Origin of the sequence: Mycobacterium sp. 852002-30065_SCH5024008, from assembly GCF_001665645.1 — a bacterium.
GTDB classification, from domain to species: domain Bacteria; phylum Actinomycetota; class Actinomycetes; order Mycobacteriales; family Mycobacteriaceae; genus Mycobacterium; species Mycobacterium paraffinicum.
Genome location: NZ_LZSZ01000072.1, coordinates 23,461 through 50,090, shown reverse-complemented (window position 1 = coordinate 50,090; position 26,630 = coordinate 23,461). Strand labels below are relative to the sequence as shown.

Below are 26,630 nucleotides of genomic sequence, written 5' to 3'. Positions count from 1 at the left end.
CTGGCGGCCGACGTCCGAAGTCGACACGTAGGCGTAGGGCTTGATCTTGGTGGTGAGTGCGATCCGGATCAGCTCGGCGGTGCCCATGACGTTCGGCCCGAACAGTTCGCGGTAGGGCAACACGGTGTTGACCAGCGCGGCGGGATCGACGATCAGATCGACGGTGTCGGCCAGCCGCTGCCAGGTCTGCCGGTCCAGGCCGAGGTTGGCTTCGCCCTTGTCGCCGGCGATGACCTCGAGATGATCGGCGGCCAGTTCCTGGTAGTGGCGCAAGAGCTTCGGGTCGCCGCTGTCGAAGGTCTTGTCCAGCCGGCGTCGCGCATCGTCGGCGGAAGTTCCGCGCACCAGGCAGATCAGGGTGCCGTCGACGAGTTGCATTCGCTCGAGCCATTGCAGGACCAGGTAGCGGCCGAGGAAACCGGTGGCCCCGGTGAGCAGGACGGTCCGCGGCTCGGTCGTGGCCCGGGGCAGGCCGGGGGCGCCCGACAGCGTCGGGGCGTCGATGAACTTGTCCAGCGCGAGATCGCCGGCGCGCAGCTCGGCGGTATCGCCGCCGTGCACGGACGCGAAGCACCGATCGCTGGCCGGGCTCACGGCCGGGGCTGCTTCCAGCAGCCTGCCGTCCCTACCCAACAGCTGGCTCAGGCTTCTGACCGACGGCGCGTCGAAGATCGTGCGCACCGCCAGGTTGGTATCCAGGATCTTGTTGATCGCGGTGACCAGGCGCATCGCCGACAGCGAATCGCCGCCCAGGTCGAAGAACGACTCGTCGACCCCGACCCGCTCCAGGCCCAGGGTCTGGGCGTACACACCGGCCAGCACCTCTTCAACCACATCGGCGGGCGCCCGGTAAGGGCCGGCCCGGTATTCGGGTGCCGGCAGGGCGCGCCTGTCGAGCTTGCCGTTGACCGTGCGGGGCAGTGCCCGAACCACCATCACCGCGGCGGGGACCATGTAGGCCGGTAGCCGTTCGGCGAGCCGGGCACGGATCGCGGCTGGGTCCACCGCCCCGGGGACGGACTCGGTGAGGTAGCCCACCAATCGTTTGTCGCCCGGGCGGTCCTCGCGGGCGATCACCGCCGCCTGCTCCACCCCGTCCAGCGCGGCCAGTGCCGCCTGAATCTCACCGAGTTCGATGCGGTATCCGCGGATCTTGACCTGCTCATCGGCGCGGCCGAGATACTGCAGCTGCCCGTCGGCGCCCCACCGCACCAGATCCCCGGTGCGGTACATGCGTGTTCCGGGCTCCCCGAACGGACAGGCCACAAACCGCGACGCGGTCAGCCCGGCCCGGCGCAGATAGCCACACCCGACGCCGCGGCCGGCCACGTACAACTCCCCGACCATGCCGAACGGCACCGCCCGCAGCCAGCCGTCCAGCACGAACAGGGCCGCCCCTGGCACCGGTGCACCGATGGGCACCACCGCCGACCCCGCCATCAGCGGGGCGCTGATCGCGGCGTAAACCGTGGTCTCGGTCGGGCCGTAGCCGTTGATCATCACCCGCCCGGGCGCCCACCGATCCACCACGTCGCCCGGGCAGGCCTCGGCGGCGACCATCAACGCCGCCGGCCCCAGACCCTCGGGTGAGAGCGTCGCCACGGCCGACGGGGTCTGGCTCAAGACGCTGACCCTTTCAGCCACGAGCAAGGCGTGGAAGTCGTCCGGTGCGGCCGCCACCGCCTCGGGCACCACGACCAGGCGGCCGCCGTGCAGCAAGGCGCCCCAGATCTCCCACACCGAGTAGTCGAAGGCGTAGGAGTGGCACTGCGTCCACACCTTTTCCGGCCCCGGCTCCACGCCGACGGCGAGTGAGTCGAACAGCCGGGTGACGTTGTGGTGGGTGACGGCGACGCCCTTGGGGACACCTGTGGTGCCCGAGGTGTAGATGATGTGGGCGACGTCATCGGGGCCCGGCGGCGGGAGGCCCGTGTCTGGGCGGGCATCAACGGCGGGGTCGTCGGTGGCGATGGCCGGCACGTCGTACCCGCGCAGCCGGTCGGCCAGCCCGGTGGTGGTGACCGCGGCGATCGGCGCGGCGTCCGCCATCATGAACTGGATCCGGGCCGGCGGGTGCGCCGGGTCGATCGGCAAATAGGCCCCGCCTGCCTTCAGCGTTGCCAGGATCGCGATGATCGCGTCGGCGCACCGGTTGAACAGCAGCGCCACACACTGGCCGGGTCCTACACCGTGTTCGATCAGCAAGTGCGCCAGGCGGTTTGACGCCAGATCAAGATCGCGGTACGTCATCTCGCGGCCGTCGAAGGTGACCGCCACCGCCTCGGGTGTGCGCGCCGCCTGCGCGGCGAACAGGCCCGGAATCGACACCGGCGTCGCGGGCTGGGTCAATACCGCGCGGTTGCCGATCTCATCGAGGAGCGCGTGTTCGTCGGCATCGAGCAAATCCGTCGACGACAACCGAGCCGTCGGATCGGCGGTCATGGCCACCAGCACCCGCCGCAACCGCGCGCTCAGCGCTTCGATGCCGGCGGCGTCGAAGACGTCGGTGTCGAATTCGATGCGCAGGCCCAATTGGTCGCCCGGCATGGCCTGCAGCGTCAGCGGGTAGTGGGTGGATTCGCGGGTGGCGACGTCGGTGATGGCCAGCTCGCGGACATCCAACGACGCGGCGGTGTCGATCGGGTAGTTCTCGTAGACGAACAGGGTGTCGAAGAGTTGGTCGTGGCCGGTGGCGCGGTGGATCTCGGTAAGCGCCAGGTGTTGGTGTTCGAGCGTGTGGTTGTGGTCGTTGCGCAGTTGGTCGAGCAGGTCGACGGTGCTGGTGGCCGGGGTGATGGTCGCGCGCACCGGCACCGTGTTGATCAACAGACCGACCATCGTTTCCGCGCCGGGCACGTCGGTCGGCCGGCCGGATACCGCGGTGCCGAAGGTGACGTCATGGTGGCCGGTCAGCCCCATCAGCAGCTGCGCCCACGCCGCCTGCAGCACGGTGTTGACGGTGGTGTGACACGAGCGCGCCAGGTCGGTCAGTGCCCGGGTGGTCTCCCCGGGCAACCGCGACGCGGTCACGCCGCGCCGCCCGAGCCCCGATCGGCGAGGTGGAGCCACCAAGGTGGGGGTATCGAAGCCGGCCAGCACATCGCGCCAGGCCGCGCGGGCGGCCTCCAGGTCCCGATCGGCCAGCCAGCCGACGAACCGGCGATACGGCGTGGCCGCGGGGAGTCGCTGTCCGTAGTAGCCGGCGAAGATCTCCCCCAACAGGATCGGCAGGGACCAGCCGTCGAGCACGATGTGGTGATTGGTCAGGACGACCCGGTGCCGGCCTTCGGCGGTGCGGATCAAAGCCACCCGAAAAGCCGGCGGCTGGGCGAGGTCGCAGACCGCGGCGCGTTCGGCGGCACACACCTGCTGGACCTGCTCCTCGGAGCCCAGTTCGAAAAACTGAAACGCCGGCGTGGGGTCGGCCGGAATGATTTGCACCGGTGCGCCGAATTCGTCGCAGAACCGGGCGGCCAGGTTGGGGTGGCGGTTGATGACCGCGTGTACGGCATCGTGCAGGCGATGCGGATCCAGCGGGCCGGTGACGGTGATGTCCAGCTGCATCGCGTACAGGTCGTCGCAGCCGCCGGTGGCGCCGGCGTGAAAGTGCAGTCCCTGCTGCAGGGGAGTCAACGGCAAGACATCGGCGATCCGGTACCGCTGCTGCAGCTCGTCGATCTGCGGTTGGCTGAGTCGGGCGGGGACGATATCGGAGGGCGTGAGTCCGCCGCCGCCGCGTTGGACGTGCGCGCAGATGCCGGCCAGGGCGTCGAACCACAGCCGGCTGAGCCGGCTGACCTGGCCGTGGTCGAGTGCCGAAGGGGCCCACGTCCAGGTCGCGTGCAGGTGTGGCCCGGCGCCGGTGTCATCGTCTTCCAAGGCGACGGCGTTGACTTCAACGGTGTGTCCCAAGGGCATCGGCACGGTGGTCGCGGCGGCGACCGACAGGCCGTCCTGGCTGACGCGCCACAGCTCGTCAGGGAGGTCGGCGGCGCCCGCGCCCATCCGGCCCAAATAGTTGAACCCGATCGCCGGATCTGAACCGGGCATGTCGATGTCGGCGTTGAGGTAACGCAGCAGCCCGAAGGTCAGGCCGTCGGGCAGGGCGCGGAGCTGTTCTTTGGCGTCTTTGATCACGGCACCCAGGGCCGAGTCACCGCCCACGACCTGAGCCCAGCGCAGCCCCGCGGCCGCCAGGGAGACCGGGTATTTGGTGGTGAACCAGCCCACCGCGCGCGACAGGTCGACGTCGGGGAACAGGTCGTCGTGGCGCCCGTGGCCTTCAACGTCGATGCCGATGGGTGCGCCACCGTCGGCGCCGAAGTATTCGGCCCAGGCCATGCCGAAGGCGATCAGCAGGATGTCGGTGATGCCGGTGTGAAACGCCGCGGGCACCTCGCCCAGCAGCAGGCGGGTCGTCTCGGCATCCAGTCTTGCCGTCAGGTGCCCGGCGCCGGCATAGGTATCCACCTCGGGTTGTACCGGCGGCAGCGCGGCCGGGAGCGCCAACACCTTTCGCCAGCGGTCGGCCTGGTTGACGACTGCGGGGGCGTGGGCGCGCTCGTCGAGCAGTGCGGCCCAGCGGGCAAACGATGTCCCGGCCGCCGGCAGCGCGATCGGTTGCCCGCTGCGATGCTGACCCCACGCGATGTTCAAGTCCTCCAACAGGATTCGCCAGGACACCGCGTCGATGGCCAGGTGGTGAATGACCAGCGCCAACTGGCCGGTGGCGGTCGCCCATAGTGCGCGGACCATTGCCCCGTCAGCCGGGTTCAACCGTGACCGGGTGTCTGCCAGCGCCTCGTCGGAGAGCGCGTCGACGATCTGCAGGCAAGCGTCGGAGTCGGCCGAACCCGGCTCGGGCACGTGGAGCGACAGGTCGCCGGCATCGTCGGTGCCGGCGCGTAGCCGCAGCATGGCGTGCCGGTCCAGCAACGCCTGAAGAACGATCACCACGTCGGCCTCGGTGACCCCGGCGGGTGCCTGGACCACCATCGTCTGGTTGAACTGGTCGATCGGCCCGGCCACGGTGTAAAGCCAGCGCATGATCGGGGTGGCCGGCACCGGCCCGACGCCCTCATCGACCGGAACGGCTTCGACGCCGGCCACCGCGGCCACCCGGGCCAGCCGGGCCACGGTCTGCTCGACGAAGATGTCGCGCGGCCGACACGTCAGCCCGGCCGCCCGCGCCTGGGCCACCACCTGCATCGACAAGATGCTGTCCCCGCCCAGGTCGAAGAACGACTCATCAACCCCCACCCGCTTTAGCCCGAGCACCTGGGCGTAGATGCCGGCCAGGACCTCCTCGACCGCGTTGGTCGGCGCGCGGTAATGATCGACGTCCCCGTACCCCGGTGCCGGCAGGGCGCGAGTGTCGAGTTTGTTGTTGACCGTCAACGGCAGTGCGTCGACGCGAACCACCGCGGCGGGAACCATATAGGCCGGGAGCCGCTGAGCCAGCTGGGCGCGCGCCTCGGCGGGGCCCGCCGTTCCGGTGATGTAGCCGACCAGGCGTTTGTCGCCGGGACGGTCCTCGCGGGCGATCACCACCGCCTGCTCCACACCGTCCAGCCCGGCCAGCGCCGTTTGGATCTCGCCGAGTTCGATGCGGTACCCGCGGATCTTCACCTGATCGTCGGCGCGTCCGAGGTAGCGCAGCTGCCCGTCGGGACCCCACCGCACGAGGTCGCCGGTGCGATACATCCGTGTCCCCGGTTCGCCGAAGGGGCAGGGGACAAATCGTGACGCGGTCAACCCGGCCCGGCGCGCATACCCGACCCCCACGCCGCGGCCGGCCACATACAACTCGCCGACCACCCCCGGCGGCGCGGGGCGCAGCCATTCGTCGAGGACGAACAACGCCGCGGTGGCCACCGGGCCGCCGATCGGCGCCGCCCCCGACCCCGCTGCCAGCGGCCGGCTCATCGACGCGTACACCGTCGCCTCGGTCGGACCGTAGGCGTTGATCACCACCCGTCCGGGTGCCCAGCGATCCACCACCTCGGCGGGGACGGCCTCACCACCCAGCAGCAGCGCCACCGAATCCAGCCCCTGCGGTGCGAGCGCGGCCGCCGCGGACGGGGTCTGGGTGAGCACGTTCACCTCTTCGTCGACCAGCAGGGCGTGGAAGTCCTCCGGCGAGGCGGCCACCTCGTCGGGCACGACGACCAGCCGCCCGCCGCCGAGCAGCGCGGCCCAGATTTCCCACACCGAGAAGTCGAAGGCATAAGAGTGGCATTGGGTCCAGACCTGGGCGCCGGGCAGGCCCGGGGGCCCTGACTGCGCCAAGTGGGTCAGGTTGCGATGGCTGATGGCAACACCTTTGGGGACGCCGGTAGTGCCCGATGTGTAGATGAGGTAGGCGATGTCGTCCGGGTCGGGCGCCGGCGGCGCGGTGCCGGGTTGGCCGTCCACAGCCGGGTCGTCCGCGTCGATGACCGACATGTTGTACCCGTCCAGTCGCGACCGCAGGCCCGCGGTGGTGACAGCGGCGACCGGCGCGGCATCGGCGATCATGAACTCGATCCGGGCGTCGGGCAGCGCAGGGTCGATCGCCAGATACGTTGCCCCGGACTTGAGTACCGCCAGCATCGTCGCGACCGCCTGCGCGGATCGCTCCAATAAGAGCGCCACACACGAGCCCGGCCCCACCCCGTCTGCGGTCAACCGGTGCGCCAACCGGTTGGCGGCCTCGTCGAGTTCCCGATAGGTCAGTGAACGGCCGCCGCAGCGGATCGCGACCGCCTGCGGCGCGCCGGCCACGTGGCCGGCGAACAGCTCCGGAACGGACATGGGCGCGGGCGTCGGCTCGGTCAAGGCCGCCCGGTTGCCGAGCTCGTCCAACCGGGCATGCTCGGCGGCATCCAGCACGTCCAGCGACGACAACCGCTGGTCCGGGTCGGCGGTCATCGCGTCCAACACGCGTTCGAACCGCTCGATGAGTGCGGCGACGGTTGCCGTGTCGAACAAGTCGCTGCGGAATTCGACCGCACCGCCGATGCCGGCGGGCTCGCCCGCCTCGGTGAAGCGTTCGGCAAGGGAGAACGACAGGTCCATGCGGGCGGTGTGGGTGTTCACCGGCACCTGGGTGGCTCGCACATCGCCCAACGCCAATCCGGCGGCGGGGTCGTGGTTTTCGTGCCCGGAAAGGTTCTGCCAGGACAGCATCACCTGGACCAGGGGGTGATGGGCCAAGGACCGGGTTGGGTTGAGCCGCTCGACCAGCACCTCGAAGGGCACGTCTTGGTGATCGTAGGCGGCGAGGCTGCGCCGGCGCACCTGGCCCAGCAGTTCGCCGAAGCTGGGATCTCCGGCCAGATCGACCCGCAACACCAGGGTGTTGACGAAGAACCCGACCAACTCGTCGAGCGCGGGATCGCCACGCCCGGCGATCGGGAACCCCACCGCCACATCGGAACTCGCGCTGAGCGCGGACAGCAGCACTGTCAAGGCGGTCTGAACCACCATGAAGCTGGTCGCATTGTGCTCACCGGCGAGTTGGCGCACTCGTTGTTGAAGCTCCGCCGGCCAGTCCACGTCGGCCTTGGAGCCGCGCAGATCGGCCACCGGCGGATAGGGCCGATCGGTTGGCAGCTGCAGGAATTCGGGCATCCCGGCCAGGGCATCCTGCCAGTAGGCCAGCTGCCCGGCGATGGGGCTGTTGCCGTCGTCGAGATCGCCGAAACGTTCGCGTTGCCACAACGTGTAATCCACGTACTGCACCGGCAATTCAGCCCAGCCCGGAGGCCGCCCCGCGCTCCGGCTGGCATACGCCATGGCCAGATCACGCAACAGCGGGGTGATCGACCAGCCGTCGGCGGCGATGTGGTGGACCACGCCGACCAACACGTGTTCATCGCTGGCGACACGGAAAAGCCTTGCCCGCAGCGGTATCTCGGTTGCCAGGTCAAACGTGTGTCGTGCCGCGTGCTCGATGGCCTCACTCAGCCGGCCCGGCGACCATGCGGCGGCGTCGACGATCTCCCAGCCCAAGTCGGCCCGCTCGACGGACGCAACCCGCTGCTGGGGTATGCCGTCGGGCGCGGCAATCAGCGTGCGCAGGCTCTCATGGCGTGCGATCACGTCGACCAGCGCCGCACCCAGCGCGTCGACATCAAGGTGCCCGCACAACCGCAATGCCACCGCCATGTTGTAAACCGCTGAGGGGCCGAGCAACTGGTCGAGGAACCACAACCGATTCTGGGCGAAAGACAACGGCACCACCGCCGGGCGCTCGACAGCCACCAACGGCTTGCGCCGCCCTGCCTCGTCGCCGATGCGGGGCGCCAGCTGGGCGATGGTGGGAAAGTCGAACAAGGTGTGCACGTCGAGGTCGGCGTCCAGCGCGGTGCTGATCGCGGCGACCAGACGCATCGCGGACACCGAATTCCCGCCCAGGTCGAAAAACGAGTCGTCGACGCCGACCCGATTGAGCCCGAGGACTTGTGCGTAGATGCCGGCCAAGATCTCTTCGACCGCGTTGGTCGGGGCGCGATAGTGTTCGGCATCTTGGTATTCCGGCACCGGCAGGGCGCGGGTGTCGAGTTTCCCGTTGACCGTCAAGGGGAGTGCCGGCAACATCACGATCGCCGCGGGCACCATGTAGCTCGGCAACCGCTCGGCCAGCGCGGCACGCGCGGTGGCCGGGTCGGCGGTCCCGGTGATGTAGCCGACCAGCCGTTTGTCGCCGGGGCGGTCTTCGCGCGCGATGACCGCGGCCTGGTCGACGCCGTCCAGTGCCCTCAGGGCGGCCTGGATCTCACCGAGTTCGATGCGGTAGCCACGGATCTTGACCTGTTGGTCGGCGCGACCCAGATACTGCAGTTGCCCATCGGGGCCCCACCGCACCAGATCCCCGGTGCGATACATCCGCGTCCCCGCTCCGCCGAAGGGACAGGGAACGAACCGTGACGCGGTCAGCCCGGCCCGGCGCACATACCCAACCCCGACGCCCTGGCCGGCGACGTAGAGTTCGCCGACCGCTCCGGGCGGCACCGGGTGCAGCAACTCGTCGAGGACGAACAGCGCCGCCCCCGGTACCGGTGTCCCGATGGGCACCACTGTCGAATCGGTGCTGAGCGGGGCGCTGATCGTGGCGTAGACGGTGGTTTCGGTTGGGCCGTAGCCATTGATCATCACGCGACCGGGTGCCCAGCGGTCGACCAGGTCGGCGGGGCAGGCCTCACCCGCGGCCATCAGTGCCACCGACTCCAATCCCTCGGGGGAGAGGGCGGCTGCCGCTGAGGGGGTCTGGCTCAAGACGGTGACGTGTTCGGTGACGAGCAGGGCGTGGAAGTCCGACGGTGCGCCGGCCACCGCCTCGGGCACCACGACCAGCCGCCCGCCGAACAGCAGCGCGCCCCAGATCTCCCACACCGAGAAGTCGAACGCGTAAGAGTGGCACTGGCTCCACACTTGTGCCGGAGTCAGTTCCAGCCCGACGTCGAGTGAGTCGAACAGCCGGGTGACGTTGTGGTGGTTAACCGCAACGCCTTTCGGGACACCGGTGGTGCCCGATGTGTAGATGATGTGGGCGATGTCGTCCGGGGCCGGGGCCGGCAGCGGGGTGCCCGGTTGGGTGTCGATGGCTGGGTCGTCGATCTCGACGACGGCCAGCTCACATCCGTGCAGCCGCCCGGCCTGCGCTGCGGTGGTGACCGCCGCCATGGGTGCGGCGTCGGCGACCATGAATTCGATGCGGGAGGCGGGCACCACCGGATCGATCGGCAGATACGCCGCACCGGTTTTGAGTATCGCCAGGATCGCCACAATCGCCTCGGCGGACCGGGGGAACAGCACTGCCACGCACGCACCCGGGCCGGCGCCATATCCAACCAGCAAGTGCGCCAGCCGGTTCGACGCCTGGTCGAGTTCGCCGTACGTCATTGAGCGGCCCTCGAAGGTGACCGCCACCGCCTCGGGCGCGCGCTCCACCTGGGCGGAGAACAGCGCCGGAATCGACACCGGCGCCGAGGGCTTGGCCAATATCGCGCGGTTGCTCCACTCATCCAGGTGTGCGTGCTCAGACTCGTTGAGGAGATCGATGGACAACAGCCGCCGTGTTGGATTGGTGGTCACGATTGGCCGCCCAGATCGGTGGTCATCGCCACCAACGCCCGCTGGAAGCGCTCGATCAATGATTCGATGGCGGCCGCATCGAACACGTGGCTGTCGTATTCGACGCGAAGGTTCAATTCGCGGTCGGGCCGGGCCTGCATCGTCAGCGGGTAATGGCTGGATTCGGTGCCGGCGAATTCGGTGATGGCCAATCCGTTGTTGTTCAACAGCGCGGTGGTGTCGATGGGGTAGTTCTCAAACACAAACAGCGTGTCGAACAGCTGGTCGTGCCCGGTGATGCGGTGAATTTCGTTGAGCGCCAGATGTTGGTGGTCGAGGGTGTGGTTGTGGGCACTCTGGAGCTGGTCGAGCAGGTCGGCGATAGTGGTCTCCGGTCTGATGGTGGCCCGCACCGGAACCGTGTTGATCATCAGTCCCACAATGGATTCCGCATCGGCCACCTCAGTGGGCCGTCCCGAGACCGCCGCGCCGAAGACGACGTCGCGCCGGCCGGTCATCGACATCAGCACCTGCGCCCAGGCGCCCTGAAGCACCGTGTTCACGGTGGTGCGACAGGACCGGGCCAGCTCGTTCACGGCCTGGGTGGTGGCCTCCGGAACCCGGGCCGAGGCAATGCCTCGCGGTCCCAGCTTTGACCGGCCCGGCGGTCCGACGAGTGTGGGAATGTCGAAACCGGCCAGCACGTCACGCCAGGCCGCCTGGGCGGCGGCCAGGTCTCGCTCGGCGAGCCACGTGACGAACCGGCGATACGACCCGGCGGCCGGCAGTCGCTGGCCGTAATAACTGGCGAAGATCTCTTGCAGCAGGATCGGCAACGACCAGCCGTCGAGCACAATGTGGTGATTGGTCAGGATGACCCGATGCCGTTCCGGCCCGGTACGGAGCAGAGCAACGCGAAAAGCCGGCGAGCCCCTGAGGTCGCACACCGCGGCGCGCTCCGCGGCGCATATCCGCCGGACTTGCTCGTCGACATCGGTCTCGAATTCGAGGAATTGCCACATAGATTGCGGATCGGCGGGGATGACTTGGACCGGCTGGTCGAATTGACTGCAGAATCGGGCGGCCAGGTGGGGGTGTCGGGCGATGACGGCGTCCACGGCGTCGTGCAGGCGATCGGGGTGGAGCGGGCCGGCGACGGTGATGTCGAGTTGCATTGCGTACAGGTCGTTGTCGCTGTTCTGTCGGGCGGAGTGGAACAGCAATCCCTGCTGGAGTGGGGTGAGCGGCAGGATGTCGGCGATTCGGTGATGCTGCTGCAGCTCGTCGATCTGCTTTTGGGTGAGGTGGGCGGGGAAGACATCGGAGGGGGTCATGCCGCCGCCCCCGCGTTGGACGTGGACACAGATGCCGGTCAGCGCGTCGAACCACAGCTGGCTGAGCCGGGCGACCTGGGTGTGATCGAGCGCCGAAGGGGCCCAGGTCCAGTCGGCATGCAGGTGAGGGCCGGTGGCCGTGTCGACTGCGCTGGCGTTGAGTTCCAGTGTGTGAGCCAGCGGCATGGGCACCGCCGCGGCGGAGGTGGAGACCGCGAGACCGTCTCGGCTGATCTGCCACAGTTCGGCGGAGTCCTCGGCCGCGCCGAGCCGCCCGAAGTAATTGAACCCGATCGTCGGGTCGGATTCGGGGAGTACGACATCTCGGTTGAGGTAGCGCAGCAGGCCGTAGGTTATGGCGTCGGGCAGGGCGCGAAGCTGTTCCTTGGCCCGCTTGACGATTGGGCCGACTGCAGCGTCACCGGCCACCAGCTGGGCCCAGTGCAGCCCGTCGACTGCCAGCGCCACCGGGTACTTGGTGGTGAACCAGCCCACGGTGCGGGACAGGTCGACATCAGGGGCGAGGTCCTCGTAACGGCCATGGCCCTCGACATCGATTCCGATAGGCCCGCCACCCTCCGAGCCCGAAAACTCGGTCCAGGCCAAGCCGAAGGCGATCAACAGGATGTCTTGGATGCCGGCGTGAAAGGCCGCGGGTACCGCACCGAGCAGTAGGCGGGTGGTCTCGGTGTCCAGGGAAACCGTCAGATGCCCCGCGCTCGCGTAGGTATCAGTCTCGGGTTTGGGTGGTGTCAGGGCGGCCTGCGTCGCCGCCACCCGTTGCCAGCTCTCGGCCTGGTCCAAAACCGCGGGCTGGTCGGCGTGCTCGGCGAGCAGCGATGCCCACCGCTGGAAGGACGTTCCGCCCGAGGGCAGTGCGACCAGCTGACCACCGGCGTGTTGAGCCCAGGCGATGTTGATGTCCTCCAAGAGGATTCGCCAGGACACCGCATCGACGGCAAGATGGTGGATGATCAGCGCCAGCTGGCCGGTGTCGGCCACCCACAGCGCGCTGAGCATTCTCCCGCCGGCGGGGCTCAGCCCCGCCCGGGCGTCGGCCACCGCACCGTCGGTCAACACATCGACGGCGTACAGGCAGCCGCCGGCATCCACCGCACCAGCCTCGCGCGCGGTCAGTGGCCACTCGCCGGCATCGCCCTCGGCGACGTGCAGCCGCAGCATGGCGTGATGGTCCAGCAGGGCTTGCAGGACCACCACCACGTCGGCCTGGGTGACCCCGGGCGGCGCCTGTAGCACCATCGTTTGGTTGAACTGATCCACGGGGCCGTCGATGTCGTGCAGCCAATGCATGATCGGGGTGGCCGGTAGGGGGCCGATGCCCTCATCCGCGGCGGCTTCCAGACCCTCGGTGACGTGGGCGACGCGGGCCAGTCGTGCAACGGTCTGTTCGACGAAGATGTCGCGCGGGCGGCACACGAGTCCGGCTGCGCGGGCGCGGGCGACCACTTGCATCGACGAAATGCTGTCGCCGCCAAGGTCGAAGAAGGAGTCGTCGACTCCTACCCGCTCGAGTCCCAGGACTTGCGCGTAGATGCCCGCAAGGATTTCCTCGACGGCGTCGGTCGGGGGACGGTAGTTATCGACATTGGAATAGTCGGGTGCCGGAAGGGCGCGGGTGTCGAGCTTCTTGTTGGCCGTCAAGGGCAGCGCGTCCAATGCGACAACGGCGGCGGGCACCATGTAGCCCGGCAGCCGCTCAGCCAGGGCGGTACGGACGGCGACCGGCTCGGCGGTGCCGGTGATATAGCCGACCAGTCGTTTGTCGCCGGGATGATCTTCGCGTGCGACGACGGCCGCGTGGTCGACGCCGTCGAGAGCGGCCAGCGCCATCTGGATTTCGCCGAGTTCGACGCGATAACCGCGGATCTTGACTTGTTGGTCGGCGCGTCCGAGGTAGTGCAGTTGCCCGTCGCGGCCCAACCGCACCAGATCCCCGGTGCGATACATGCGTGCCCCGGGGCCTCCGAAGGGGCAGGCCACAAATCGGGCGGCGGTCAGCCCCGCCCGGCGCAGATAACCGACGCCGACGCCGCGTCCGGCGATGTACAGCTCGCCGACCACCCCCGGCGGTACCTGAAGCAACGACTCGTCGAGGACGAACAACGCCGCCCCGGGCACCGGGGCGCCGATGGGCACCGTCCCCGATCCGGCGGTCAATGGCGCACTGATCGCGACACACATCGTCGTCTCGGTCGGGCCGTAGGCGTTGATCATCACTCGCCCGGGCGCCCATTGATCGACCACTTCGGGGGCGCAAGCCTCACCGACCACCACCAGAGCCGCCGACTCCAGGCCTTCGGGTGACAACACACCCACCGCGGAGGGGGTTTGGGTGAGCACATCGACTTCCCCGGTCACCAGCGCATCGTGGAAGTCGGCCGGTGACGTGGCCACATCTTCGTTCACCACCACCACTTGCCCGCCACGCAACAGGGCGCCGAAGATCTCCCACACCGAGACGTCGAAGGCCAGGGAATGACACTGCGGCCAAACGCCTGTCGGCGGCAGGCCGGCATCCAATGAGGCCAGCAACTGCGTGACGTTGTGATGAGTGATGGCAACACCTTTCGGCACACCGGTGGTCCCTGAGGTGTAGATGAGATACGCGATGTCGTCGGGGGCGGCCACAGGCAGCGGTGTGCTTGGTTGCGTGTCCACGGCAACGTCTTCCACGTCGAGGACGGTCAACTGGTGCCCATCCAGCCGCGAGCGCAGGGCCGCGGTGGTGATCGCGGCGATCGGCGCGGCATCGGCGAGCATGAAATCGATCCGGCCCGCCGGTAGCGCGGGGTCGAGGGGCAGATAAGCCGCCCCGGTCTTGAGCACCGCCAAGATCGCGATGATGGCCTCGGCCGAGCGGGAGAACAGCAGCGCCACGCGCTCGCCGGGGCCTGCGCCGTTCCTGGTCAGGAAGTGCGCCAACCGGTTTGATGCCGCGTCCAATTCGCGGTAGGTGCAGCGGCGCCCCCCGTCGCTGATCGCGACCGCGTCGGGGGTGCGCGTCGCGTGGGCGGCAAACAGGGCCGGTATGGAGACCGGCTCGGGCGCCGGCCGGGTCAGGATTGCCCGGTTACCCGTCTTGTCCAGACGGGCGTGCTCGTCCGCGTCCAACACATCGATCGTCGACAACCGCGCCCGGGGATCGGCGGTCATCGCCACCAGGATGCGCTGGAACCGCTCGACAAGAGTGGTGATGCTGTCGGGGTCGAACACGTCCGTGCGGAATTCAACCGCGCCTCGGATGCCGTCGGGCGCATTGTCGTCGGTCCAGTGTTCGGACAGCGAGAAGGTCAGGTCCATGCGGGCACTGTGGGCGTCCAGGGGACGCTCGGTAACCTGCACATCACCCAACGCCGGCACGGCGGCGGGGTCGCTGGCGTGCCCGGGCAGGTTCTGCCACGCCAACGCCACCTGAACCAGCGGATGATGGCTCAGCGACCGGGTGGGGTTGAGCCGCTCGACGAGCACCTCGAACGGCACGTCTTGATGCTCGAAGGCCAGCAGGCTGCGCCGGCGAACTTGGGCCAGCAACTCGGCGGCGGTTGGGTCGCCGGCCACGTCGACCCGCAACACCAACGTGTTGACGAAGAATCCCACCAGGTCATCGAGCCCGGGGTCACCACGCCCGGCGATCGGAAATCCCACGGCCACATCGGAACTCGCACTGAGCCGAGACAGCAGTACCGCCAGGGCGGTCTGCACCACCATGAAACCGGTCGCGTTGAAGTCGCGGGCCACTTCGCGTATGCGTCGCTGCAGTTCGGCCGGCCAGTCCACGGCCACTTTGGCGCCACGCTGATCCGCGACCGAGGGATAGGGCCGATCCGTCGGTAATTCCAGGCGCTCGGGCAGGTCGGCCAGGGCGTCTTCCCAGTACTTCAGCTGGCCGGCGATCCGGCTGTGGCCGTCGTCGAGCGCACCGAACTGCGCCCGCTGCCACAGCGTGTAATCCACGTATTGCAGAGGCAATTCAGGCCAGCCCGGGGCTCGCCCGTCGCATCGGCTGGCATAGGCCTCGCCGATGTCGCGGATCATCGGCACCACCGACCACCCATCGAAGGCGATGTGGTGCACCGCGCACACCAGCACGTGCATCTCGTCGGTGACACGGAAAAGCTTCGCCCGCAGGGGGATGTCGGTCTCCAGGACAAAGGGATGACGCGCCGCCTCGTCGACTGCCTCGTCGAGTCGGGCCGGCGGCCATCCGGTGGCATCGATGACTTCCCAACCGAAAACCGCCCGCTCGGCGGAGATGACGAGTTGCTGCGGTACCCCATCCAGTGCGGGAAATATCGTGCGCAAGGTTTCGTGCCGGGCCACCACGTCGGCCAGTGCTGCGCCGAGCGCGTCGGCGTCGAGCGGGCCGCGCAGCTCGAGGGCCACCGGAATGTTGTAAACCGCGGAGGAACCCTGCAACTGGTCGAGAACCCACAGCCGGTTCTGGGTGAACGAGAGCGGGATCATCGCCGGGCGCCGCCACGCCCGCAAGGGCTCACGGCGATGGGCCTCGCCGTCGAGGCGCGACGCCAGCTGCGCAACCGTTGGCGCGTCGAACAATTCGTGCACGGCGAGGTCCGCGTCCAGCCCGGTGTTGACGGCGGCGATCAAACGCATCGCCGACAGCGAGTCCCCGCCCAGGTCGAAGAACGAGTCGTCGGCACCGACGCGTTCGACGCCCAGCACCTGGGCGTAGATGCCGGTCAGGATCTCCTCAGCGGCGGTGGCGGGGGCGCGGTAGTGCTCGGGGGCGTAGTCGGGCGGGGGCAGGGCCCGGGTGTCGAGCTTGCCGTTGACCGTCAGCGGCAGCGCGTTGAGCGCCACGATCGCCTGGGGAACCATGTGACCGGGCAGCCGCTCGGCCAACGCGGCGCGCGCCGCGACGGGATCGACAGTGCCGGAGGCGGTTTCGACGACGTATCCGATCAGTCGTTTGTCGCCGGGGCGGTCCTCGCGGGTGATGACCGTAGCCTGTTCGACGCCGTCGAGTTCGGCCAACGCGGCCTGGATTTCGCCCAGTTCGATTCGATAGCCGCGGATTTTGACCTGTTCGTCGGCGCGGCCGAGGTAACACAGTTGCCCGTCGGGTCCCCAGCGCACCAGGTCACCGCTGCGGTACATCCGCGCGCCGGGCCCGCCGTAGGGGCATGGCACGAACCGTGCTGCGGTCAGGCCGGGCCGGCCGATATAGCCGACGCCGACGCCGCGTCCGGCCACGTAGAGTTCGCCGACCACTCCGGGCGGCACCGGGTGCAACCACTCGTCGAGGACGAACAATGCCGCTGTGGATACCGGTGCCCCGATGGGGACGGTCCCCGAACCGGCCGCCAATGGGGCGGTGAGCGTTGCGTAGACGGTGGTTTCGGTGGGACCGTAGGCGTTGATCACCACCCGCCCCGGGGCCCACCGGTCCACCAGCTCGGGCGGGCAGGCCTCGCCGCCGAGCAGCAGCGCCACCGACTCCAGCCCTTGCGGGGAGAGCGCCGCGGCCGCCGACGGCGTTTGGGTGAGCACGGTGACGCGCTCGGCGATGAGCAGGGCGCGCAAGTCGTCCGGTGATCTGATCACCTGGTCGGGCACCACGACCAGGCGCCCGCCGCCGAGTAGGGCGGCCCAGATCTCCCACACGGAGAAGTCGAACGCATAGGAGTGACACTGCGTCCACACCTGCTCCGCGGGTAGGTGGGCCGACGCTGACTCCACCAGGTGGGCCAGGTTGCGATGGCTGATCGCAACCCCTTTGGGCATGCCCGTGGTGCCCGACGTGTAAATGAGGTAGGCGATATCGTCCGCGGCGGGTGCCCGAAGGGTGGAGCGGGGTTGAGCGGTCGTGCGGTCGTCGGTGATATCGATGACGGCGAGGGCGTGACCGGCCAACCGTGGGCGCAGGGCGGTGGTGGTGACCGCGATGATCGGCGCGGCGTCACCCAACATGAATCCGATCCGCTCGTCGGGCAGGGCCGGATCGATCGCCAGGTACGCCGCCCCGGTCTTGAGGACCGCGAGCATGGTGATGACAGCTTCGGCGGAGCGTTCCAACAGCAGCGCCACCCGCGCGCCGGGGCCGGCGCCGAGGCCAGACAGCGAATGCGCCACGTGATTCGACGCCTCGTCGAGGTCCCGATAGGTCAACGACCGGCCCGCGCAACTGATGGCCACCGCCTGCGGCGAGCGGGCCACCTGGCCGGCGAAGAGTTCCGGGATCGACACCTGCGCAGGTGCGGCTCCGGCCAGAGCCGCCCGGTTGCCCATGTCGTCGAGGCGGTTGCGCTCATCGGCGTCGAGCAGGTCGATCGCCGACAATGGGAGTTGCGGATCAGCGATCATCGCCGCGATGATCCGTCGCAGCCGGTCGATGAGCGTGTCAATGCTTTCGGCGTCGAATACACCGGTGTCGTACTCGATCCGGAAGCTCAGTTCGGGGCCGGGCGTGGCCTGCATGGTCAGTGGGTAATGGTTGGCCTCGTGGCCGGTGAACTCGGTAATCGCCAGCCCGCCCGCGCCCGCCAGCGTGGTGACGCCGATCGGGTAGTTCTCGTAGACGAACAGGGTGTCGAAGAGTTGGTCGTGACCGGTCGTGCGGTGAATCTCGTTCAGCGCCAGGTGTTGATGGTCGAGGGTGTGGTTGTGCACGGCATGGAGTTGGCCCAGTAGGCCGGCGGTGGTGGTGGCCGGTGTGATGGTGGCCCGCACCGGAACGGTGTTGATCAGCAGCCCCACCATGGTGTCGGCGCCGGCCAGCTCGACGGGCCGCCCGGAAACGGCGGTGCCGAAGACGATGTCGCGCTGGCTGGTCATGCCCATCAGCAGTTGCGCCCATGCTGCCTGCAGGACGGTGTTGACGGTGGTGTGCTGGGAACGCGCCAGCTCGTTCAACGCCGACGTGGTGGACTCGGTCATCGCAAATGCACTGGTGGCCTTGGTGCCGGGCTTGATTCGGGCCGGCGGGCCGACGAGCGTGGGAGTGTCGAAGCCCGCCAGTGTGTTGTGCCAGGCCGCCCTGGCGGCATCGAGGTCTCGCTCGGCCAGCCAGGTGACGAACCGGCGATAGGGGGTGGCCGGCGGCAGCTGCCGGCCCTGGTAGCTGGCGAAGATCTCTTGCAACAGTATTGGTAGCGACCAGCCGTCGAGCACGATGTGGTGGAAAGTCAACACTATGCGGTGCTCGTCTTCGGCGGTGCGGATCAACGCCACCCGGAAGGTCGACGCGCCGCCGGTGAGGCCGCAGACCGCGGCGCGTTCCGCGGCTCGGAGTCGCCCGGCGCCCTCGTCGACTTCAGCTTCGTATTCGAGGTACTGCCAGGGTATTTCAGGGTCGACAGGAATGATCTGCACGGGTTCGTCGAATTGCGGGCAGTAGCGGGCGGCCAGGTTGGGGTGTCGCCTGATGACGGTTTGTACGGCGTCGTGCAGCCGGTGGGGGTCCAGTGGCCCGGTGACGGTGATATCGAGCTGCATCGCATACAGGTCACCCAGATCGGGAGCGGTGTGGAACAGCAGTCCCTCCTGCAAGGGGGTGAGCGGCAAGATGTCGGCGATGTCGTATTGTGCTTGCAACTCGTCGATTTGGTGTTGGGTGAGCCGGGCGGGAGCGATGTCGGAGGGGGTCAGCCCGCCGCCGCCATTCTGGACGTGGGCGCAGATGCCGGTGAGGGCGTCAAACCAGAGCCGGCCGAGCCGGTCGACCTGGGTGTCATCGAGCGCCGAGGGCGCCCAGGTCCACGTGGCGTTGAGTTGTGGGCCGGTGTCGGTGTCGATGGTGGCGGCGTTGAGTTCGGTGGTGTGGGACAGGGGCATCGGCACCTCGGCGGCAGCGCCGGCGACCGCCAGGCTGCCCTGGTCGACCCGCCACTGGTCGCCAGAGATATGGGCGTTGGGTGGGGCGCCCAGGCGTCCGAGGTAGTTGAATCCGATGGTGGGGTCGGGCCCGGCCAGATCGGTGTCGGTGTTGAGGTATCGCAGCAGTCCGTAGCTCAGGGGATGGGGTACGGCACGCAGTTGTTCCTTGATGCGCTTGACAATTGAGCCCAGCGCCGCGTCGCCGGATGTGACGTGCTGCCACCGCAGGTCGCCGACGTTCAGTGCCACGGGGTATTTGGTGGTGAACCAGCCAACCGTGCGCGACAGGTCGACGTCGTCGACCAGGTCGTCGTGGCGGCCGTGACCTTCGACGTCGATGCCAAGGGGGCCGTCGCCGGTGCCGAGGAATTCGGTCCAGGCCAGTGCGTAGGCGATCAGCAAGATCTCGTGGATGCCCGCGTGAAACGCCGCGGGAACGTCGGTGAGCAGTCGGCGGGTGGTCTCGGTGTCCAGCGAGACCGTCAGGTGCCCGGCGCTGGTATGGGTGTCTTGCGGTTGGGGGCGGGGGAGGCCGGCAGCGGCGCTGGTGATGTGTTTCCACGTGTCGGCCTGCTCGCTGACCGCCGGGGTGTGGGCGTGTTGCTCGAGGATTTCGGCCCAGCGCCGGTATGAGGTGCCGCCGGCGGGCAGGCTGATGGGTTGGCCGCGGTGGCGTTGGGCCCAGGCAATGTTGAAGTCCTCCAACAAAATCCGCCACGACACCGCGTCGACGGCCAGGTGGTGGATGATCAGCACCATTTGACCGGTGCTGGACACCCACAGCGCGCCGAGCATGGCTCCGGCGGCGGGGCTGAGCTCCGACCGGGCCCGGGCAAGCTCCTCATCGCTCAACACGTCGACCGTGCGCAGGCACTCACCGGCGTCGACGACCCCGATCTCGGGGACGGTCAGCGTGCGTCCCTCGGGGCCGTCCCCGTCGACTCGGAGCCGCAACACGGGGTGGTGGTCGATCAAAGCTTGCAGGACGGCGAGCACGTCGGTAGGCGTGACGCCGGGCGGCGCTTGGAGCACCATCGTTTGGTTGAACTGGTCGACGGGGCCGTCGATGTCGAACAGCCAGCGGATGATCGGGGTGGGCCTGATCGGCCCGATACCCTCATCGATGACCGTGTCGTGCCCGTCGGTGACTCCGGCGATGCGGGCCAACCGGGCCACGGTTTGTTCGACGAAGATGTCACGGGGGCGACAGCTCAGCCCGGCCGCACGGGCGTGGGCCACCACTTGCATCGACAAGATGCTGTCGCCGCCGAGGTCGAAGAAGGAGTCGTCGATGCCGACCCGCTCGATGCCGAGCACCTGGGCGTAGATGGCGGCCAGAATTTCTTCGACCGGTGTGGTCGGAGCGCGGTAGTGCTCGGTGGTGTAGTCGGGCGCGGGTAGGGCGCGGGCGTCGAGCTTGCCGTTGACCGTGATGGGCAGCGCGTCCACCGCCACGATCGCTGCGGGCACCATGAAGCCGGGGAGCCGGTCGGCCAGTGCGGCGCGCGCGGTGGCAGGATCGACTGTGCCGGGGCGGGTTTCGGTGATGTAGCCGACCAGCCGCCTGTCGCCCGGGCGGTCTTCGCGGGTGATGACCGCGGCGTGCTCAACGCCCTCGAGAGCGGCGAGCGCGGCCTGGATTTCGCCGAGTTCGATGCGGTAGCCGCGGATTTTGACCTGCTGGTCGGCACGGCCGAGGTAGTCGAGTTGTCCATCGGAGGCCCACCGGACCAGATCCCCGCTGCGATACATTCGTGTTCCCGGCGGCCCGAAGGGGCAGGCCAGAAATCGCGACGCCGTCAACCCCGCCCGGTTGATATAGCCGATGCCGACACCGCGGCCGGCCACATACAGTTCGCCGACGACCCCGGGCGGCACCGGGTGCAGCCATGGATCGAGCACGAACAGCGCCGCCCCGGGCACCGGCACGCCGATGGGAACGGCCGCACGGTCGGGAGTGAGTGGGGCGCTGATGGTGGCGTAGACGGTGGTCTCGGTAGGGCCGTACCCGTTGAGCATCAGCCGGCCCGGGGCCCATCGGTCCACCACCTCCGGTGGGCACGCCTCCCCGGCGGCCATCAGCGCGACCGCCTCCAACCCGTGCGGTGACAGCGCCGCGAGCGCGGAGGGGGTTTGACTGAACACGGTGACCTGTTCGGCGATCAGCAGCGCGTGCAGGTCGTCGGGGGAGCGGGTCACCTCGTCGGGCACCACCACCAGCCGACCGCCGAACAGCAGGGCGCCCCAGATCTCCCACACCGAGAAGTCGAAGGCGTAGGAGTGACATTGGGTCCACACCTGCTCGGGCCCCAGCCTGATTCCGACCTGCAGGGCGTCGAACAGCCGGGTGACGTTGTGGTGGCTGACCGCAACGCCTTTGGGCACTCCGGTGGTGCCCGAGGTGTAGATGATGTGCGCGACACCTGCTGCCGCCGCGGCCGGTAGACCAGTGCTGGGTTGGCCGTCAATGCGGGGATCATCGACCTCGAGGACCACCGGGTCGCACTCGCCCAAGCGGTGACGCAGCGCGGCGGTGGTCATCGACACGACCGGTGCGGCGTCCTTGCGCAGGAAGGCAATCCGCTCATCGGGGACCGCGGGGTCGATCGGCAGGTAGGCCGCCCCGGTCTTGAGCACGGCCAGGATCGCGACGATGGCCTCGGCCGAGCGGGCGAACAGCAGCGCTACATTCTCGCCCGGACCAGCACCATATTCGACGAGCAGGTGAGCCAACCGGTTTGAGGCCTCGTCGAGTTCGCGGTAGGTCCAGGAGCGCGGCCCGCAGCGCAGCGCCACCGCCTCCGGGGCGCGCGCCACCTGCTCTGCGAACAACGCGGGGATCGAGACCGCCTCCGCCGGCCGGGCCAACACCGCGCGGTGGCCGAGCACGTCGAGCCGCGCGGCCTCATCGGAGTCGAGCACCTCGATCGACGACAACGCCGCCCGCGTGTCGGCGGTCATGGCAGCCAGCACCCGCTGCAACCGGCCGACCAAGGCGATGACGGTGCCGGGCTCGAAGACGTCGGTGCGGAACTCCACGGCTCCCGAAATCCCTGCCGGCTCACCGGCATCGGTGAAGCGCTCGGCCAAGTTGAACGTCAGATCCATGCGGGCGGTGTGAGTGGCGATCGGCAGCTGCGCGACCTCCAAATCACCCAACGCCAACCCGGCGCCCGGGTCACCTGTGCTTCCCGGCAGGTTCTGCCAGGCCAGCATCACCTGCACCAACGGATGATGGGTCAGCGACCGCGCCGGATTCAGCCGCTCGACGAGCACCTCGAAAGGCACATCCCGATGCTCGAGAGCGGCAAGCCCTTTCAGCCGGACCTGGGCCAGCAGCTCGGCCACCGTGGGGTCACCGGTCAGGTTCACCCGCAGCGCCAGGGTGTTGACGAAGAATCCGACCAAATCGTCGAGCGCGGGGTCGTCACGGCCGGCGATCGGAAAGCCGAGCGCCACATCCGAAGTCGAGCCGAGTCGCGACAACAAGACGGCCAATCCGGCCTGCATCACCATGAAACTGGTCGCGTTGCATTCGCGGGCGACAGCCCGCACCCGCTGCTGCAACTCCGCGGGCCAATCCACCGCCACAGTGGCCCCACGCTGATCGGCGACCGGCGGATACGCCCGATCCGTGGGCAACTCCACGCGCTCGGGCATCCCGGCCAGCGCATCCTCCCAATACGCCAGCTGTGTGGCGATCGGGCTATCGGCGTCATCGAGGTCGCCGAAGTGGGCCCGCTGCCACAACGTGTAATCCACGTATTGGACCGGCAGCCCAACCCAACCCGGAGCAAGGCCCCGCTGCCGCGCCCCGTACGCCGCGGTGATGTCTCGCACCATCGGAGCCAGTGACAGCCCGTCAAAGGCGATATGGTGCACCACGATTCCCACCACATACCGCTCGGGGTCGAGCGAATAGATCTGCACACGGATCGGGATCTCGGTCGACAGGTCGAATCGATGACCGGCCAGCGACGTCAACTCGCCGGCCACATCCTGCTCAGCCAGCGGCACTATCGCGGTATCGCCGCGTTGCCACATCCGGCTCTGGGGCGGCAGCACCCGCTGGAAGGGCACGCCGTCGAGGTCGGGAAAAACGGTGCGCAGGGGTTCGTGCCGGGCGACGACGTCGTCGAGCGCCGCACAAAGAGCCTCGAAGTTCAGTGGCCCGCCGATTCGGAAAGCGGTCGGCATGTTGTATGTGGTTGTGCCGCCCTGCAATTGCTCGAGGAACCACAGTCGCCTCTGGGCGAACGACAACGGAACCCTGGCGGGACGCTCGCCGGCCAGCAATGGCTCGCGCTTGGCCGCATCTCCATTGAGCCGGGGTGCCAGCAGCGCGACCGTGGGCGCGTCGAAGAACGTGCGCAGCGAGAGCCCGGCATCCATCGACTTATTGATGGCGGCGACCAGGCGCATCGCCGACAGTGAATCCCCGCCCAGGTCGAAGAACGACTCGTCGACGCCGACCCGCTCCGCCCCGAGCACCTGGGCGTAGATGCCGGTTAGGATCTCCTCGGTGGGGTTGGTGGGGGCCCGGTATCGATCGGCGTCGCCGTATTCGGGTGCCGGCAGGGCGCGGGTGTCGAGTTTGCCGTTGATCGTCAACGGCATTGACTGCAACACCATGAGGGCCGCGGGCACCATATATCCGGGTAGCCGCTCGGCCAACGCCGCCCGCGCGGCAGCGGGATCGACAGCCCCAGCTTCGGTTTCGGTGAGGTAGCCGATCAATCGCTTGTCGCCGGGACGGTCCTCGCGCATGATCACCGCGGCCCGTTGCACGCCATCCAGTGCCGCCAGGGCGGCCTGAATTTCGCCGAGTTCGATGCGGTAGCCGCGGAGCTTGACCTGCTCGTCAGCGCGCCCGAGGTAATCGAGCTGGCCGTCGCGGCGCCAGCGCACCAGATCCCCGGTCCGATACATACGCGTTCCCGGCGGCCCGAACCGGCAGGCCACGTATCGCGACGCGCTCAGCTCGGCCCGGCGCCAGTACCCCACTCCCACACCGCGCCCGGCGATGTACAACTCGCCGACCACGTCGGCGGGCACCGGACGTAACCACGCGTCGAGGACGAACAACGCCGCTCCGGGCACCGGCGCGCCGATCGGCGGCGCGCCCGTTCCGGCGGTCAGCGGTGCACTCCTCGACGCGCACACTGTGGTCTCGGTGGGGCCGTAGCCGTTGACCATGACCCGCCCAGGCGCCCAACGATCGACGGTCTCGGCGGGGCAAGCCTCACCGGCCACCAGTAGCGCCGCAGATCCTAAACGTTCGGGGGACAATCCTTCGACTGCTGAGGGGGTTTGGCTCAGGACGCTGACCTGTTCGGTGAGCAGCAGTGTGTGCAGGTCTTCCGGTGAGCCCGCCATCGACTCGGGCACGATCACCAACCGGCCGCCGAACAATAGGGCGCTCCAGATTTCTTCAACCGAAGCGTCGAAGGCCAACGAATGCCACTGCGCCCACACTTGGCCCTGCGAGTTCAGCGACGCCAGCAGCTGGGTCACGTTGTGGTGGTTGATTGCAACACCTTTCGGCACGCCGGTGGTGCCCGAGGTGTAGATGATGTACGCGATGTCATCGGGTGAGGGCAGCGGCAACGCGGTGCTGGGTCGGGCGTCGGCAGCGGGGTCCGTGACGTCGATGACCACCTGGTTGCACCGGTCCAGCCGCGACCGGAGTTCCGCGGTGGTCAAGACGGCGATCGGGGTGGCGTCGTTCAGCATGAACTCGATGCGGGAACGTGGATGTTGCGGATCGATCGGCAGGTATGCCGCGCCGCTCTTGAGTACCGCCAACATCGCGACGACGGCCTCAGGGGAACGGTTGAACAGCAACGCGACACACTCGCCCGGGCCCGCGCCATGTTCAGTCAGCAGGTGCGCCAGGCGATTCGCAGCCTGATCGAGCTCCCCGTAGGTCATCGACCGGCCCGCGAACCGCACTGCCACCGCCCCGGGTGCGCGCTCTACCTGCGCGGCGAATGACTCGGGAATCGAAACCGGTTGGGCGGACGCCTGTGTGAGCACCGCGCGGTTTCCCGACTCATCGAGTCGGCCGTATTCGTCGGCGCCGAACGGATCGATCGAGGAGAGCCGCCGGCCCGGGTCGGCCGTCATCGCCAGCAAGACCTCTTGCAGGCGCTCCGCCAGGTCCGTGACGCCGAGCGTCGGAAATGGTTGGCCGGTGCCCTCCGTGCCGAACAGAAGTTCGTCACCGGCGGCAGAGAAGAACAACCCGAAGCCGTCCGTCAGGCCAGAATTGGTGAATGACGCCGAAGCCGGCAGTCCGCCGAAGTCCAAGGTGAATGCGGACGGAAGAAAGTTGACGCTCACCCTGTGGGCCCGCTGGCTCCGGCCGGGGATGCGGGCCTTGCGTTCCAGGGCTTGCACCGGAAACCGCTGGTGTTGCAGCGCTTCCCGAATCCGGCGGTCAACATGCCGACAGAAATCGGCGACCGTAGCGTCCGGTGCTACCGTCACGACCAGCGGCACGACCCCGGAAAAAACCCCGGGGAGGGTCTTCGACTCCGGATCGACTCGCCTGCTTACCGGGAAGTCGATTGCCACCTCAGGGCCTTGGGCGCACCAGCCGTGTACCAGCAGCGCGCACGCCGCGGTGATAACCGACGATCGGGGCATTTCGCGCACCTGTGCCGACTCTTGGATCCGGCGCAGGACCACCGGGTCCAGGCGAACCGGCGCGGAGGATCGAGAAGCGCCGGGCTCGCTCGCATCGCACTGCAGCCAGTGCTCGAATCCGCTTTCCGGAGGCAGGTTATGTGCCCAATACGCCTGATCCTCTTGATAATCGGCCGACGCTTCGTACGCTGCCTCGCACCTGACCAAGTCCTCGAGCGAGCCGAAGAACGGAGGTGGCATGGACGCGCCCGCGACAACGGCCGAGTAGAGGGTGGCGATCCGGTGGCCGACCAGCGCAATGCCCGATGCGTCCACGACGATGTGGTGGCAGCACGTGAACCAATAGCATTCGTCGGGCCGTGTCTGAAATAGCGCGAACCTGAACAGCGGTCCCGTGAGCGGCATCGGCGTGCGCTGAATGGACGCGGCTATCTCGTAGGCCTGTTGCAGGGGACGATGCGACCCGGTCAGGTCATGGAAAATCAGGTCGAGTTTCGGATCATCAATCGTCGTCTGGAAGACCTGGCCCTGGTCTTCAAAAAACGTTGCCCGGACCGGTTCAGCCTCCTGCAGCGCCCGGCGGATCGCCCACTCGAAGGGCTCTAGCTGTAACCGGCCCTCGATTTTCGCGAAGAGTCCAAGCTGCCACTCCGCAGTGAAGCGGCCCGTCTCCTGCGCGAGCCAAATGTCCAACTGCCCGGGCGTCAGCGGGAGCGCCCGGTCGTCACGTTCCAT

2 protein-coding genes (1 of these 2 running past the window's edge) are annotated in these 26,630 nt (G+C 68.3%); both read right to left on the bottom strand.

The window, feature by feature from the left end:
• Positions 1-10,077: the 5' portion of a non-ribosomal peptide synthetase gene (locus A5781_RS25840; RefSeq protein WP_067203884.1), read on the bottom strand. 6,534 nt of this gene lie to the left of the window's left edge; only the first 10,077 of its 16,611 coding nucleotides appear in the window; its start codon is at positions 10,075-10,077; the stop codon falls past the left edge of the window.
• The gene (locus A5781_RS08945) at positions 10,074-26,630 is read right to left on the bottom strand and encodes a non-ribosomal peptide synthetase (RefSeq protein ID WP_067203883.1); all 16,557 of its coding nucleotides are present in this window, start codon (positions 26,628-26,630) and stop codon (positions 10,074-10,076) included. Before A5781_RS08945 ends, A5781_RS25840 begins: the two co-directional genes overlap by 4 nt.